The organism is Pseudomonas abietaniphila (genome assembly GCF_900100795.1).
In the GTDB taxonomy this organism is placed as follows: Bacteria; Pseudomonadota; Gammaproteobacteria; order Pseudomonadales; family Pseudomonadaceae; genus Aquipseudomonas; species Aquipseudomonas abietaniphila.
Genome location: NZ_FNCO01000007.1, coordinates 52,162 through 66,030, shown reverse-complemented (window position 1 = coordinate 66,030; position 13,869 = coordinate 52,162). Strand labels below are relative to the sequence as shown.

The 13,869-nt window shown below is 59.9% G+C and carries 17 protein-coding genes; 15 read left to right on the top strand and 2 right to left on the bottom strand.

Annotated features, from left to right (window positions below; all coding sequences use genetic code 11):
• Positions 1-5 precede the first annotated feature (5 nt).
• From BLS87_RS34180 to BLS87_RS14840, 8 genes are all read left to right on the top strand, one after another.
• A complete protein-coding gene (locus BLS87_RS34180) occupies positions 6-143 on the top strand; it encodes a hypothetical protein (RefSeq protein ID WP_167362070.1) in 138 nt (45 codons plus the stop codon).
• 44 nt (positions 144-187) lie between these two features.
• Positions 188-670, top strand: coding sequence for an MSMEG_0572/Sll0783 family nitrogen starvation response protein (locus BLS87_RS14870; protein WP_062387355.1), 483 nt, complete (start codon positions 188-190; stop codon positions 668-670).
• 142 nt (positions 671-812) lie between these two features.
• A complete protein-coding gene (locus BLS87_RS14865; RefSeq protein ID WP_074753249.1) occupies positions 813-1,805 on the top strand; it encodes a Nit6803 family nitrilase in 993 nt (330 codons plus the stop codon).
• Positions 1,792-2,874, top strand: coding sequence for an MSMEG_0568 family radical SAM protein (locus BLS87_RS14860; protein WP_074753248.1), 1,083 nt, complete (start codon positions 1,792-1,794; stop codon positions 2,872-2,874). The genes BLS87_RS14865 and BLS87_RS14860 overlap by 14 nt, the downstream gene beginning before the upstream one ends.
• Positions 2,875-2,900: 26 nt before the next feature.
• Entirely contained in the window at positions 2,901-3,461 is a 561-nt protein-coding gene (locus BLS87_RS14855; RefSeq protein ID WP_074753247.1) for an MSMEG_0567/Sll0786 family nitrogen starvation N-acetyltransferase, read from the top strand.
• A complete protein-coding gene (locus BLS87_RS14850) occupies positions 3,454-4,494 on the top strand; it encodes a sll0787 family AIR synthase-like protein (RefSeq protein WP_074753246.1) in 1,041 nt (346 codons plus the stop codon). Before BLS87_RS14855 ends, BLS87_RS14850 begins: the two co-directional genes overlap by 8 nt.
• A gap of 1 nt (position 4,495) precedes the next feature.
• Positions 4,496-4,816 carry an MSMEG_0570 family nitrogen starvation response protein gene (locus BLS87_RS14845; protein WP_074753245.1) on the top strand — a complete coding sequence of 107 codons (321 nt, stop codon included), beginning with the start codon at positions 4,496-4,498 and terminating at the stop codon, positions 4,814-4,816.
• A gap of 186 nt (positions 4,817-5,002) precedes the next feature.
• A complete protein-coding gene (locus BLS87_RS14840; protein WP_074753244.1) occupies positions 5,003-6,283 on the top strand; it encodes an MSMEG_0569 family flavin-dependent oxidoreductase in 1,281 nt (426 codons plus the stop codon).
• 46 nt (positions 6,284-6,329) lie between these two features.
• On the opposite strand, the gene BLS87_RS14835 is transcribed toward BLS87_RS14840, so the two are convergent.
• A complete protein-coding gene (locus BLS87_RS14835) occupies positions 6,330-7,679 on the bottom strand; it encodes an endonuclease/exonuclease/phosphatase family protein (protein ID WP_074753243.1) in 1,350 nt (449 codons plus the stop codon).
• A gap of 64 nt (positions 7,680-7,743) precedes the next feature.
• Positions 7,744-8,589 (bottom strand): hypothetical protein, encoded by an 846-nt coding sequence (locus BLS87_RS14830; RefSeq protein ID WP_074753242.1) that lies wholly within the window; start codon positions 8,587-8,589, stop codon positions 7,744-7,746.
• Positions 8,590-8,839: 250 nt separating this feature from the next.
• Between BLS87_RS14830 and BLS87_RS14825 the strand changes: the two genes are divergently transcribed.
• From BLS87_RS14825 to BLS87_RS34175, 7 genes are all read left to right on the top strand, one after another.
• Positions 8,840-9,571, top strand: a complete 732-nt coding sequence (locus tag BLS87_RS14825) for a GntR family transcriptional regulator (protein WP_074753241.1) — start codon at positions 8,840-8,842, stop codon at positions 9,569-9,571.
• Positions 9,572-9,799: 228 nt separating this feature from the next.
• Positions 9,800-11,086, top strand: a complete 1,287-nt coding sequence (locus BLS87_RS14820) for an MFS transporter (RefSeq protein ID WP_074753240.1) — start codon at positions 9,800-9,802, stop codon at positions 11,084-11,086.
• A 57-nt stretch (positions 11,087-11,143) separates the two neighbouring features.
• Entirely contained in the window at positions 11,144-11,989 is an 846-nt protein-coding gene (locus BLS87_RS14815) for an amidohydrolase family protein (protein WP_074753239.1), read from the top strand.
• A 19-nt stretch (positions 11,990-12,008) separates the two neighbouring features.
• Positions 12,009-12,371 (top strand): hypothetical protein, encoded by a 363-nt coding sequence (locus tag BLS87_RS33760; protein WP_143024387.1) that lies wholly within the window; start codon positions 12,009-12,011, stop codon positions 12,369-12,371.
• 10 nt (positions 12,372-12,381) lie between these two features.
• Complete coding sequence (locus tag BLS87_RS14810) at positions 12,382-12,792, top strand: PA0061/PA0062 family lipoprotein (protein ID WP_074753238.1); 411 nt, start codon at positions 12,382-12,384, stop codon at positions 12,790-12,792.
• 184 nt (positions 12,793-12,976) lie between these two features.
• Positions 12,977-13,705, top strand: a complete 729-nt coding sequence (locus BLS87_RS14805) for a zeta toxin family protein (RefSeq protein WP_074753237.1) — start codon at positions 12,977-12,979, stop codon at positions 13,703-13,705.
• Positions 13,692-13,850, top strand: coding sequence for a hypothetical protein (locus BLS87_RS34175; protein WP_167362069.1), 159 nt, complete (start codon positions 13,692-13,694; stop codon positions 13,848-13,850). Before BLS87_RS14805 ends, BLS87_RS34175 begins: the two co-directional genes overlap by 14 nt.
• Positions 13,851-13,869: the final 19 nt, after the last annotated feature.

The window sequence follows — 13,869 nt, the reverse complement described above, 5'->3', positions numbered from 1 at the left end:
GCGTAATGCCCGGAAAGCATCAGAACGTGGGTAAATCACCGGATCAGATCAGCATCTTCTTCGAAATCAAGCGGTTAACCCGTGATGAAAATGGCTTTTATTTTTTGGCACGGCGTTCGCTCTACCTCAGTGTCACCCGGTGAACGATCCAGAACACCGACAACACCTGAACGAACGGAGCGACGACATGCCAAGCGTAGACATCAACCACTATCAAGACGGCGACTTCCTGGTCAATTACGAAGAGAAGGTCTTCGAGGACGTCAAAGCCGAGCCGGGCGAAAAAGCCCTGCTGACCTTTCACACCATCGCGTTCGAAGGTTCGATTGGCCTGGTCAACATGCTTCAGGCCAAGCGTCTGTTGCGCAAAGGCTTCGAAACCAAGGTCCTCCTCTACGGACCGGGCGTGCAACTGGGCGTGCAACGTGGCTTCCCGACGCTGGGTGCCGAGGCGTTCCCGGGTCACCTCGCTGTGAACAATCAGATCAAGGCGTTCATGGCCGAAGGCGGTGAGGTGTACGCCTGTCGATTCGCGTTGCAGGCACTGTATGGCCAGACCGAAAAGGCGCTGATCGAAGGCATCCGTCCGATCAACCCGCTGGACGTGATGGACCTGCGTCTGCTGATGCGCCGTGAGGGCGCGATGATCATTGATACCTGGACGGCGTAACACTCGACGCCGCCGATTGGGCAGGCTGACGCCAATCCCTGTGGGAGCCGGCTTGGTCGCGAAAGCGATTGACCGACCCACAGAGAATCTCCCACAAGGTCCGCGCAAGACCCTCATCACAACGCACGACCAGGACAACCCCATGACCACCATCCGCGCCGCCGCCGTTCAGTTCAGCCCCGTGCTGTACTCCCGCGAAGCCACCGTCGCCAAGCTGTGCAACACCCTGCTGGCGCTGGGTCGCGAGGGTGTGCAATTCGCGGTTTTCCCGGAAACCGTGGTGCCGTATTACCCCTATTTCTCTTTCGTGCAGCCGCCGTTCGCGATGGGCAAGGAACACCTGCAACTGCTGGAACAATCGGTCACCGTGCCCTCTGATGTCACCCGCCAGATAGGCGAGGCCTGCCGTGAAGCGGGCATCGTCGCATCCATCGGCGTGAATGAGCGCGAAGGCGGCACGATCTACAACGCGCAGCTGCTGTTCGATGCCGACGGCACGCTGATTCAACACCGCCGCAAGATCACCCCGACCTACCACGAACGCATGGTCTGGGGGCAGGGCGACGGTTCCGGCCTGCGCGCGGTGGACAGTGCCGTAGGCCGCATCGGCTCGCTGGCCTGCTGGGAGCATTACAACCCGCTCGCCCGTTACGCCTTGATGGCCGATCGCGAGCAGATCCACGTGGCGATGTTCCCGGGCTCGCTGGTAGGCGACATCTTCGCCGAACAGATCGAAGTCACCATCCGCCATCATGCCCTGGAGTCCGGCTGTTTCGTGGTCAACGCCACCGCGTGGCTCGACGCCGATCAGCAAGGGCAGATCATGCAGGACACTGGCTGCGCGTTGGGCCCGATTTCCGGCGGCTGCTTCACCGCTATCGTCTCGCCGGAAGGCAAGTTGCTCGGCGAACCGTTGCGCAAGGGAGAGGGCTGGGTGGTCGCCGACCTCGACCTCAAGCTGATCGATAAGCGCAAACGCATGATGGATTCGGTCGGGCATTACAGCCGCCCGGAGCTGCTCAGCCTGCTGATCGACCGCACGCCGACGGCCAAGGTCCACGAACGCGCGGCGCATCACATGGCCGTGTTTCCCACCGCTGCCAGTGCCGAGGAACTCGATCATGCAAACCAATGAACTGCTCGCCGACCTGCAATGCCACGGCGTGCGATGGCCCGCCGCGCAAAACGGCCTGTCGCGCCAGGGTGGCGCCGGGCCTTCTGATCACAAGGCGCTGACCTTTGGCGACCGGACCATGATGGTGCCGATCCTCAACCAGGCGTCGCAAAGCTCGCCGTACCAGGCTCAACCCAGCGCGGACGGCAGCCTGGCGCTGATCTTCCGCGAAGGCGTTCAGGTCGGTCAGGTGAAGATGCCCGGCGTGCCGAACTTCTACAGCCGCAGCACCGTCGACGGCATTCCCTATTGGAAGATCGCGACCCTGCACAGCAGCGATGTGCTGGCGACCACCGTCTTGCAGCACTGCATTCGGTTCAATGATCGCAGCACCTCCTGCCAGTTCTGCGCCATCGGCCAGTCCCTCGCCGCCGGCAAGACCATCGCCCGTAAACGCCCGCAGCAACTGGCCGAGGTGGCAAAAGCTGCCGTGGAGCTCGATGGCGTCAAACACATGGTGATGACCACCGGCACGCCGCAGACCCCGGACCGTGGCGCTGCGATTCTCTGTGAGTCGGCCGCCGCAGTGACGGCGGCCGTCGACCTGCCGATTCAGGCGCAGTGCGAGCCCCCGGACGACGACATCTGGTTCGAGCGCCTGGCCGACAGCGGCGTGGTCTCATTGGGCATGCACCTGGAAGCCGTCACCGATGAAGTGCGTCAGCGAATCATGCCGGGCAAGGCCGACGTCCCGTTGAGCCGCTATTTCGAAGCCTTCGAAGCAGCGGTCAAGGTGTTCGGCCGCGGTCAGGTCAGCACCTACATCCTTGCTGGCCTGGGTGACAGCGAACGGGCAATCACCGACATGAGCGAACGCCTGAGCGCCATGGGCGTGTACCCGTTCGTGGTGCCGTTCGTGCCCATCGACGGTACGCCGCTGGCGCATCACCCCAAACCCGACAGCGCGATGATGGCCCGGCTGTATCCGCAGATTGGCGCCAGCCTGCGTCGGCACGGATTGCACTCGGAAAATATCAATGCGGGCTGCGCCAAGTGCGGTGCGTGCTCGGCCTTGAAGAATCACGAATAGGCCTTTTGCGCCTCGGGAGACGGATCATGCAGAACCTGGCCTTTGCCCTTGTAGACAGCACCTTCGAACCCTTCCGTGCCGGTGAACTGGTGGTCAAGCCCGCCACGGAACACTGGGAAAAACAGGCCTATTTCGCGTTGCGTCGGTCGGTGTTTTCCGATGAGCAGCAACTGCTGCCACAGGACAAGGACAGCCACGACTTTCAGGCCATTGCCATCGTGGCCCTGGCGGGCAGTTGCGGGATGGCGGATCAGGTGGTCGGCGCCGTTCGTATCTATCAGCGCGAGCCGGGACTGTGGTTCGGCGGGCGTTTATGCGTGGCCCAGGCTTACCGCCGTCACAGCATGATTGGCAAGGCACTGGTCAATGAGGCGGTCTCTCGGGCAAAAGACCTGGGCTGCGAAGTGTTCCACGCCACGGTGCAAGCGCCCAACGAGGCGTACTTTCATGCCCTCCAATGGCAGACGCTGGAGCACCTCGAACTGCTCGGCCAGCCGCACTGCCTGATGCAGGCCGACCTCGCGCGTTACCCGCTGATGCCGCGTCAGGTGTCGTTGCGTGCGTTGAAGGTGGCTCGCCATGACTGACTCGGTTGATTTGAGCGCACTGATGGACGTCCTGCGCAACACGCCGGCCATGCTGTCCAAACAGGCGATCCAGCAACCGGCCCGGGTGATAGGCCGCACTGAAAAACAGCTGACCCGGGCTCAGCTGTATGCGTTGCCCGGGGACGACACCGCGGCGATTGCGTGTGGCGATCATTTTCAGCTGCTGGCGATCGAAGGCATGCTGCCGGGCTTTGTCAAGGCCGCGCCCTGGTTCGCCGGTTGGTCGGCGGTCATGGCCAATGTCAGCGACATCACGGCCATGGGCGGACGCGCAACAGCGGTGGTCAATGCGTACTGGCACCACGACGATGCCGCCGCGCAGGAGATCCTCGCCGGCATCCGCGCGGCGTGCGACGCCTACGGCCTCATGCTGGCGGGCGGGCACACCAGCCTTTCAGAGCACAACCCAACGGCGCTGGCGGTGGCGATCACCGGTGTTGCCAGCAAGCTGCTGTCGACCCTGCACGTCAAGCCGGGTCAGGTGATCGCCATGGCGGTGGATCTGGAAGGCGATTGGCATGCCGACAGCACCTACTGGAAAGCCTTCGAAGGTGTACCCGCCGAGCGTCTGCGCAGCAAGCTGGAAGTCCTGCCGCGACTGGCCGAAGCGCAGTGGCTGCACGCCGCCAAGGACATCAGCAATGCCGGCGTGTTGGGCAGCTTGTTGATGCTGCTGGAGACCACCGGTTGCGGCGCAGACATCGATTTGCAACGGCTACCGTGCCCCAACGATGCCGAGGCTGATTTCGACTGGGCCCGCTGGCTGAAAGTGTTCCCCAGCTACGGCTTTCTCATGACCCTGGACGAAGCCGACTGGCCCAATGTTCAGGCGGCGTTCGCCTTTGAGGGCCTGCGCTGCGAGCGCATTGGCAGCGTCACCGACAGCGCCGAGCTCACGGTGCAACACGGCCTCCAGCGCCGCACGTTCTGGGACCTCAACGAGCAGCCATTCACCGGATTCAGTTATCGCGATCTCGACCTTTCCCCTTTGACTACCCATCAGGAGCACTGACATGCCTGCCGTCAATTTCAATATTCGCTGGCCCAACGGCAAAGAGGCCGCCGGCTATTCGCCTTCCACGGTGATCTACGAGCACTTGCAGGAGGGCGCCCGTTACCCGCTCGCGGAGTTTCTGCAGCGCATCGAAGGGGGCCTGAACAACGCGTCCGAGCGGGTGAAGGAGGTCAAGGGCTTCTACTGCAGTTCGGCCATGGACACCCTGAGTTCGCTCAAGGGCCAGGCTCACTATCAAGAGGACGGGCCGGTGGAAATTCTCAGCATGCGCACCGAAGGCGGTGGCCGGGTGACGGGCGCCGGGTGGAGTTCTTTTTGATTCAACACGATCCCCTGTGGGAGCGAATTCATTCGCGAGCGGCCGGTACATCCGAACCCTTTCGGTTGGTTGCAACACTGCGTCGCGAATGAATTCGCTCCCACAGAAAGATCGCGACTCTGCCGCACAAATTTCCGTAGCCCATACATGTTGACTTTCATGATTTGCACCCTGGAGACCCCGACCATGCCCACCTCAATCACTTCCCTCAAAACACCCCACCACAGCGTCATCGTCGTTGGCGGCGGGCAGGCCGGGTTGTCGGCCAGTTACTACCTGCAACAGCAGGGCGTCGACCATCTGGTGCTGGAGAAACACAGCGTGACCCACACCTGGCGCAACCAGCGCTGGGACGCTTTCAGCCTGGTCACGCCGAACTGGCAGTGCGCGTTGCCGGGTTATCGCTACAGCGAGGAACATGGCGGCAAGGACCCTCACGGGTTCATGAAGAAAGACCAGATCAACGACTACCTCGCCGGCTTCGTCAAGGCGGTCAACGCCCCGGTTCGGGAAGGGGTTGCCGTCAGGCGTGTAATCCCGCGTGCCGCCGGTGGCTTTGAGGTGCACACCTCCCATGGCGAGTTCACCGCCGATCAGGTGATCTGCGCGTCTGGCGGTTATCACACGCCCATCATTCCGCGTCTGGCCGAGCGTCTGCCGGTCGGTATCACCCAGATTCATTCCGAGCAATACCGCAATCCTCAAGCCCTGCCGCAAGGTAACGTGCTGGTCGTCGGTTCCGGTCAGTCGGGCGCGCAGATCGCCGAAGACCTGCATCTGGCAGGCCGCAAGGTCTATCTGGCAGTGGGCGATGCACCCCGCTGCGCGCGTTTCTATCGCGGCAAGGACGTGGTCGACTGGCTCGCAGAAATGGGTTACTACCAGATCGGCGTCGACACCCATCCGCTGCGCGAAGGCGTGCGTGACAACACCAACCACTACGTGACCGGACGCGACGGCGGGCGTGACATTGACCTGCGCAAGTTCGCCCTCGAAGGCATGGAATTGTTCGGCCGACTGGAAGGGTTGCAGGGCGACGTGCTGCAGTTCTCCGGCAACCTGAGCGAAAGCCTCGACAGTGCCGACGCGGTCTATAACCGGATCAACGGCTCCATCGATAAATACATCGCCGAACACGGCATCGACGCGCCTGCTGGCGAGCGTTACGAGCCGGTGTGGGCGCCATCGCAGGAGCGTGGCGAACTGAATCTGGCGGAGCAGGGCATCACCAGCATTATCTGGTGCATTGGCTTTACCCCGGACTTCACGTGGGTCGAAGCGCCGGTGTTTAACGGTCGAGGCCATCCGGGGCACGTGCGAGGCGTGACGGCGCAGCCTGGCCTGTATTTCCTCGGCCTGCCGTGGCTGTACACCTGGGGCTCGGGCCGTTTCTCGGGCGTGGCACGGGACGCGGAGTATGTGGTGGAGCATCTTGTGCGCGCTCAGGCCAAGCACAAGGTGGCTTGAGTGGGTGAGACCGTGTCGGTCCTGCTGACACGGTCTCGGCAAGCGGTTACGGGAAGCTGAACTCGAAACTTGCTGCGCGATGGTCCGACGGTCCCGGTTCGTTCACCGTGCCCGTGGGCGTCATGGCGGTCGTCCCGTTGGTCACCGCGTAATCGAGCATGTTCTGCGGGGCAGTGCTGGGGTGAGTGGCGCTTGTGGACTGCACCAGTTGTGCGATATCGGGAGGCGATACCCAGTTCCCGCGCCTGGCGGGAAACGCTGGGTCGGGTTCCCTCGGATCCCTGTTGAAATCACCCACCACCGCGAACCGCGTAGGTGTATACCAACTGATCTCCCTGAGCATGCGCGGGGCGTTAACACCCCCTCCCGAGATGGCGTGGAAGTTAAAGACCGTAACGGTTTCCGTCGAGACACCCGAGACGCTGGACCTGCGTATCTCCAGCCCGAGCGCTGGCCGATACGTCGGGGCACCCTGCGCATCGGGGAGGCCGTCGGAAATGACCACCGGACCGATGATGTTGATGTCTCGATAGTCGGCGACGAGTATGGCGAGGTTGACTCTGAAGCGACCTACATTGAAAAAGAACACCTGATACTGCTCAGAGCGCGAGGTGGTTCCTGCCTCCCACAAATAGTGCTGGACGGTGTGCGGGTAGCCGAATTGGTCCATGAGGGTTATGTCCTCAACATGGTGCGCGGACGCCGGGCGAACCCCTGCTTCCTGCAGCGCCACAACGTCATTGCTGCGCGCCAGCGCCAACACCTGATTGCGCCATTTGGTGTCGGTCGCCTCCGATGAGCCCTGCATGTTCCAGGTCGCTACTCGCAACGGCCTGCCCGCCACTCCCGGCAATCTGCCTACCTCTATCTGCAAACCGTTGGGTCTTTCAAGAATCCGCACATGGTGATAGTCCCTGATAGCGCCGTGCAGTCGAATATGCGCATGCCAAGGGCCATAAGCGGCGCCCACGATGATTTGCAGCATTCTCAAGGCGTCCGCGTGATCCAGTCGTTCAGGACCCGAGGGTGCCCGCAGCCCGTTCATGATGAAGGCGTGATGGACGTGGTAAAGCAGTACCAGCAACGAGCGACCCTGTTGAGGTGCCCCGGAAGCGACGGCTTGAATGATGTCGGCTTCGTGGTACAGGCGACGAAAGAGGGAGGTCACCGCATCGGAATAATCGAGTTGAAGGCGGTCGTTGTCACTGCGCATATAGTTCAGTGACAAGAAGTAACAGAGGTAGCCGGCGGCGTGTGTTGCGCCGGACGGGTCCGTCTGAAACTGGTGGAATATATTAATGATCACGACCTCCAGTTGCGTTTGAAAGTCGGCGGCTGAGAGGGGGGGCGCCAGTTGTTGCTCAATGTAGTTGCGAATACGCGGGTGCACGGGCATTTGGATGTTCTCTGCGTCGGTGATACGGGACTCTGAGCGTGTGTGTGCAGGCGGAGCTGCCGGGTCACTTCGCACCTGAATAAAGAGCGGTCAGAAACCCGTCCTGCACTGCCAGCGCCGGGCTTGCCGTATCACACTTCAAGGACGTACTCGGTACCAGTGGGCTGACTGCGTTACCGTCATAGGCATATTGGTGAAGAACATGGGAAGCATCGGTGTAAATCAGCTTGAGCAACCCGTTGTGCACCGCAATGCCCGGTGAGTGCGCGTACTGTCTGGCGATCAATCGCGCAGGCCCGCTCCAGGCGCCTCCGTCGTTTTTTTGCAGGTGGCTTTCGCCGCTGACGTCGTCCTGATAAATGAGGTGGATCAGATTTTGATAGGTGATAGCCACCGGGCTTAGTTCGGTAATCGCCGTGTTGACGCCATCTGTTTTTATGATCGGCTGTGCTGTCCAATCGCGTACGTCGGTGGTTCGCTGGTGATAGATGTTCCTGCCCGATGGCCCTTTGTAAAACATGTGCAACACGCCGTTCAACTCGGCGAACGCCGGTGTCTCCGTCACGACGACATCGAGTTGGTCAGTTTGTTTGAACTTGCCCAGGCCTTCGTCATATGTGCACACGTAGGTGACATCGTTTGCGGCTTTATAGAACAGGTAAAGCGTGCCGTTGAACGACACCAGTGAAGGAAGTTCGATAGAGCTCATTCTGCTTTGGGGTTCCGGGCTCTGCCAGGCTTCACCCTGTGGTTTTTTGATGAGGTGCACACGGCCGAAAGTGTCTGCGCGGTAGACGCAATACAGCGTGCCGTTATGAACGGTTGCCCTGCAGCCCGCTGCAATATTGGGAGCTATTGAAATGGAGCCGCTCAAAATACCCTGGCTGTTGGTAGTGACTTGCAGATTCATGATGGTCTCGTGACTTGTGAGAGGAACCGCGACGTAATCTCGAATCTGAAGATGGGCATATCGGACGGGAGAGAGGGGAGGTGTAGGAGAACCTGACGCTGCCGGTAAGCTTCGCTGATCCCGGTGCGATGTTTCACGCGGTGGGCTGCAGTCGGAATTTGACCAGCGTCACTTGACGGCTATTTGTAACGGGACAATACTTCGCTCAGATTCATATAGATGACTACATAACTACAACAGCGAAGCGCCTATGAACCGTCTATCCAGTGATGTCCGTCTGCCGCTCTACCAACGTCTGCGTGATCAATTGGCTGAGCAGATCGCCAATAATCGCTGGCGTCCGGGTGAAGCCATTCCTACCGAAGCCGCTTTGTCGAGCGAGTATTGCCTGTCCACCGGCACGGTGCGCAAGGCCATCGACATGTTGGTCAATGAGAACATTCTGGAGCGCCAGCAGGGGCGGGGCACGTTCATTCGTCGCCCGCAGTTCCAGTCTTCGCTGTTCCGTTTCTTCCGTTTTCAGAGCGTGTCCGGCGAGCGTCAGGTGCCGGAGAGCCGCATTCTGTCCATTGAGCCGGTGACGGCGCCGTCCGCTGTGTCCCAGGCGTTGGGGCTGCCGCTCGACGCGCCGGTGATTCGCATGATCCGCTTGCGTCTGCTGGACGCCCAGCCAGTGCTGGCCGAAGAAATCTGGCTGCCACAGGTTCAATTCCAGACCCTGCTGGACACTGATCTGAGTCGGCACGGCCCGTTGTTGTACCCCATCTACGAGGAGCTTTGCGGCCAGGTGGTGGCCTATGCGGAAGAGACATTGACCGCCGAGTCGATCAACGAGGTGCATGCGCGCTTGCTGCAAGTGCCGGTCAACAGCGCGGTGGTGGTGATCGAGCGCCTGGCCCGCAATTACGCTGGCGAGCCACTGGAATGGCGCCGGTCGCGCGGGCACGCCAGCCATTTCCGCTACAGCGTTGATATTCGATAACACGGCCCGTCCGGTTACATGCGAACTGGCCAGGCATCGCTGATCTTGTGGGCGCGAATTCATTCGCGAGAGGCCATCGGGATCAAGACAATGCTGCCGTTTGGAAGATCTTTCGCGAATGAATTCGCTCCCACAGGAACGCCGTTCGCCACAGGGATTTGCATAAAGCCCGTCATTGAGAGCGGGCTCAAACAACTGCCGCTTCACACCTTCATAAGGACAAGAATCATGTTCAACTGGTATCGCCAAGTCACTCCTCGGGAGCGTAAAACGTTCTGGGCCTGTTTCGGCGGATGGTCGCTGGACGCCCTTGAAGTCCAGATGTTCGGTCTGGCCATCCCGGCACTGATCGCCGCTTTCGCCTTGAGCAAGGGCGATGCAGGCCTGATCAGCGGTGTGACGTTGGTCACCTCGGCCCTGGGCGGTTGGGTCGGCGGGACGCTGTCTGACCGGTACGGTCGCGTGCGCACCCTGCAATGGATGATCCTCTGGTTCTCGTTTTTCACCTTTCTGTCCGCGTTCGTCACCGGCTTCAGTTCGCTGCTGGTGGTCAAGGCCTTGCAGGGCTTCGGCATCGGCGGTGAATGGGCGGCCGGCGCGGTGCTGATGGCTGAAACCATCAACCCGAAATACCGTGGCAAGGTCATGGGCACTGTGCAGAGCGCATGGGCCGTGGGCTGGGGCCTGGCGGTGGGCGTGTTCACACTGATTTATTCGTTCGTGCCACAGGACATGGCCTGGCGCGTGATGTTCCTGGTCGGCCTGCTGCCATCGCTGCTGATCATCTGGGTGCGTCGCAATGTCGAAGAGCCCGACAGCTTCCAGCGCCTGCAGAAAGAGAAAGCCATTCCGCAGAGCTTCTTCAAATCCCTGGCCGGCATCTTCCGTCCTGAACTGATCCGCGTGACGCTGCTCGGCGGCTTGCTTGGCCTTGGTGCTCACGGCGGCTACCACGCGGTCATGACCTGGCTGCCCACCTTCCTGAAAACCGAACGCAACCTGTCGGTGCTCAACTCCGGTGGTTATCTGGCCGTGATCATCGTTGCCTTCTGGTGCGGCTGTGTGGCCAGTGGTTTTCTGATTGACCGCATCGGTCGTCGCATGAACATCGTGCTGTTCGCCCTGTGCTGCGTCATCACCGTGCAGTGCTACGTGTTCCTCCCGCTGACCAACACCCAGATGCTGTTCCTCGGATTCCCGCTGGGCTTCTTCGCGGCAGGCATCCCGGCCAGCCTCGGCGCGTTGTTCAACGAACTCTATCCGGCCGACGTGCGCGGGGCAGGGGTGGGCTTTTGCTACAACTTCGGCCGTGTGCTGTCGTCAGTGTTCCCGTTTCTGGTCGGCCACATGAGTGAGTCGATGTCGCTGGGTTCGGCGATCGGCATCGACGCTGGCATCGCCTACGGCGTGGCTGTGATTGCCGCCCTTTGCCTGCCGGAAACCCGTGGCCGCAGTCTGGAAAACAGCCCCGCCGCCGCACAAGGCTCAGTCAGCAGCGAAACCGCTCGCGCCTGATGCGTTTTACCTGCGCGGTGTGCATTGCACCGCGCTTTTCTTCGATAGATGAGACCCATGTCCGATACCTTTCCCGCGTCGATTCTAGGCATCGACGGCCACGCACACGTATTCAGCAGGGAGCTGGATCTGACATCGGCACGACGCTATTCACCTGATTACGACGCCACCCTGGCGATGTATCAACACAACCTGCAGAGCCATGGACTGAGCCATGGCGTGCTGGTGCAGCCGAGTTTTCTCGGCACCGATAACCGCTACCTGCTCAATGCCCTGCGCCAAGCGCCGGAGCAGTTGCGCGGCGTGGTGGTGGTTGACCGCCAGATCAGCCGCAGTGAACTGGACGAGATGGACCGCCTGGGCGTAGTCGGTATTCGTCTGAACCTGATGGGCAAGGCGCTGCCGGATTTTTCCGAGCCTCAGTGGGCCGTGCTGTTCAGTCACATCGCCGAGCTGGACTGGCACGTCGAACTGCATCGTCATGTCGCCGATTTACCGGGTTTGATCCGAGCCCTGATGCCCTTTGGCGTGAAGGTCGTCATCGACCATTTCGGTCGGCCGGATGCGCGGCTGGGCCTCGACCAGCCGGGGTTTCGCGAGCTGCTCGAACTGGGCCTAGGCGGGCGCTTATGGATGAAGGTCTCCGGCATTTATCGACTCGAAGGCAGCGAACAGGAGAACCTCGATTTCTCCCGTGCCGCCTTGCCGTTGTTGCTCCAGAGCTTTGGTCAGCAGCGCCTGGTCTGGGGCAGTGACTGGCCTCACACTCAACATGAAAACCGCGTGAGTTATGGTTCTGTGGTCGAGCAGTTGCGGGCGCTGGACTGCTCGCCGCAAGTGATGCGCTCCTTGCTGATCGAAGCGCCGCAGGTGTTGTTTGATTTTATGGTGGTTGAAGCGTGAGCTGAACCCCGATTTCTGAATGCGGATGACCCTGTGGGAGATTCTATGGTTCTCAAAACAGGGGTGTCTGTCCGCATGCGTCACATTCCGGATGACGCAGAGCGTCATTGAATGTGTTACCACGCGGAGCGTGGGAACAATCAGTGATGGGCATTCTGGCGGGCTTGTCTCGCCGTCCACCGCCGATTTGTATGCAGTAGCAGCGTTCTCAGCGCAGTTTTGGTGCGGGCGCCTAACAGGCGGCTTTCAGCCGGATGAACAAATGGTTAGTCCGGCACACAAGGCGCTTTCATCGGGGATTCATTTGTTGTTCATCCAGCGCACGCGCAGCCTTGATCCATCGAAATTCACCCTGCGCCACGGGGATCTTTTCAACTGCTGAGGGTTGTGTCATGAACGCCAAATCATTGCTGCTTGTTCCCCTGTTGGGTCTGGTTGCTGTCCTTTCTGGCTGCGCGGGCCCGATGCCTAAGGCTGACCCGAGTGAGGCGTGGATCGGCTTGCAGGAAGAGCCTTCCGGCGTGTTGATGGCGGAGGATCTGGACGGAAAACGCCTGAATGACGGCCGCTATTTCGACGCGAAACCTGGGGCGCACACGCTGGATGTCGAGTTGATCGTCGCGGGCAACGGTGATGACGGGCAGATGAATTGTGGGGCAGGTATCCGCTTTCATCAGTTCAAGGCCGGTGAGCATTACAAACTCGTGGAGTCGAGTCTGGGCGAGGAGTATCGGGTGAAGCTGGAGGATTCGAGCGGGCATCAGATCGGGCAGAGCAAGGATTTCACCTGCATGCCGGGGTGAACTGACATTTCTTTCATCAATGGTTTTTAGTGAGCCCCTGGCGGAAACGTCATGGGCTTTTTTGTGAATGGTCCCCAACGCGTCCTGTTTCGTTTTGTTGCGTCGGATAGGCGCGTCCAAAGCGATCACCAATAATCCCCACCGATTGACGCATGATGAACTCAACGAAAGGAAGCTGAGGGCAATGGGGCCAGATGATCAGAGAATTGCGGATGAGGCGCTGCTATTCGCTAAAGCAAATAGAAGGGAGATTGCGAAGAGGCTGACGGATACTTCGATTTATGTGCCGGAAGAGTATCCCGTCTCTATATTTATGGCAGGCTCGCCCGGAGCGGGCAAGACAGAGGCTTCGTTGGAGTTTCTGGCCAGGTTCGAAGCCAGATCAGTTCGAATCGACCCTGATTTGTTGAGGGCTGAAATACCTGCCTACACAGGAGGCAATTCTTGTCTGTTCCAGCGTGCCGTTTCGGTTTTGGTGGACAAACTTCACGACCAGGTTTTGAAGCAAAACCAGTCGTTCCTGTTGGATGGCACGTCGGCGAACTTCGAGACGGTAGCTCGTAATATTCGCAGGTCTTTAAGGAAGGGCCGATTCGTCCTGATTTTGTACGTTTATCAAGACCCTAAATTGGCATGGAGGTTTGTGACTGCAAGAGAGCAGGTGGAGGGCCGTAACATTCCTTTGAGTGAGTTTATCCGACAGTATTTCAGCGCCCGCAACGTTGTGAACCGACTCAAGATAGAGTTCGGTCATGCGGTCACGGTCGACCTTTTTATTAAAAATGAGAGCGGCTCAACGCGCTTCTACAAGGAGAATATCCAGCGAATTGACGATCACGTACCTGAAATCTATGATCAAACCTCGCTTGAAAGGACGCTGGACGACATGAGGGATATCAATGAACCCGTCTGAAAAGAACGCTCAGGAAATGAAGAGGTCGTTGTCGGACTTCGTGCGCAACGCAACCTCCGAAGAAAAGGAACGCGTTTATCAGGAGGTCATGAAGAAGGCGTGGGAGCGGCAGGACCGGATCATCGAGAAAGCCCGGAACATGTGACGTGAAATCCATACAACAA

Coding starts and splice junctions, on each gene's coding strand:
- BLS87_RS34180 (WP_167362070.1), top strand. CDS start 6: ATGCCCGGAAAGCATCAGAACGTGGGTAAATCACCGGATCAGATCAGC.
- BLS87_RS14870 (WP_062387355.1), top strand. CDS start 188: ATGCCAAGCGTAGACATCAACCACTATCAAGACGGCGACTTCCTGGTC.
- BLS87_RS14865 (WP_074753249.1), top strand. CDS start 813: ATGACCACCATCCGCGCCGCCGCCGTTCAGTTCAGCCCCGTGCTGTAC.
- BLS87_RS14860 (WP_074753248.1), top strand. CDS start 1,792: ATGCAAACCAATGAACTGCTCGCCGACCTGCAATGCCACGGCGTGCGA.
- BLS87_RS14855 (WP_074753247.1), top strand. CDS start 2,901: ATGCAGAACCTGGCCTTTGCCCTTGTAGACAGCACCTTCGAACCCTTC.
- BLS87_RS14850 (WP_074753246.1), top strand. CDS start 3,454: ATGACTGACTCGGTTGATTTGAGCGCACTGATGGACGTCCTGCGCAAC.
- BLS87_RS14845 (WP_074753245.1), top strand. CDS start 4,496: ATGCCTGCCGTCAATTTCAATATTCGCTGGCCCAACGGCAAAGAGGCC.
- BLS87_RS14840 (WP_074753244.1), top strand. CDS start 5,003: ATGCCCACCTCAATCACTTCCCTCAAAACACCCCACCACAGCGTCATC.
- BLS87_RS14835 (WP_074753243.1), bottom strand. CDS start 7,679: ATGCCCGTGCACCCGCGTATTCGCAACTACATTGAGCAACAACTGGCG.
- BLS87_RS14830 (WP_074753242.1), bottom strand. CDS start 8,589: ATGAATCTGCAAGTCACTACCAACAGCCAGGGTATTTTGAGCGGCTCC.
- BLS87_RS14825 (WP_074753241.1), top strand. CDS start 8,840: ATGAACCGTCTATCCAGTGATGTCCGTCTGCCGCTCTACCAACGTCTG.
- BLS87_RS14820 (WP_074753240.1), top strand. CDS start 9,800: ATGTTCAACTGGTATCGCCAAGTCACTCCTCGGGAGCGTAAAACGTTC.
- BLS87_RS14815 (WP_074753239.1), top strand. CDS start 11,144: ATGTCCGATACCTTTCCCGCGTCGATTCTAGGCATCGACGGCCACGCA.
- BLS87_RS33760 (WP_143024387.1), top strand. CDS start 12,009: ATGCGGATGACCCTGTGGGAGATTCTATGGTTCTCAAAACAGGGGTGT.
- BLS87_RS14810 (WP_074753238.1), top strand. CDS start 12,382: ATGAACGCCAAATCATTGCTGCTTGTTCCCCTGTTGGGTCTGGTTGCT.
- BLS87_RS14805 (WP_074753237.1), top strand. CDS start 12,977: ATGGGGCCAGATGATCAGAGAATTGCGGATGAGGCGCTGCTATTCGCT.
- BLS87_RS34175 (WP_167362069.1), top strand. CDS start 13,692: ATGAACCCGTCTGAAAAGAACGCTCAGGAAATGAAGAGGTCGTTGTCG.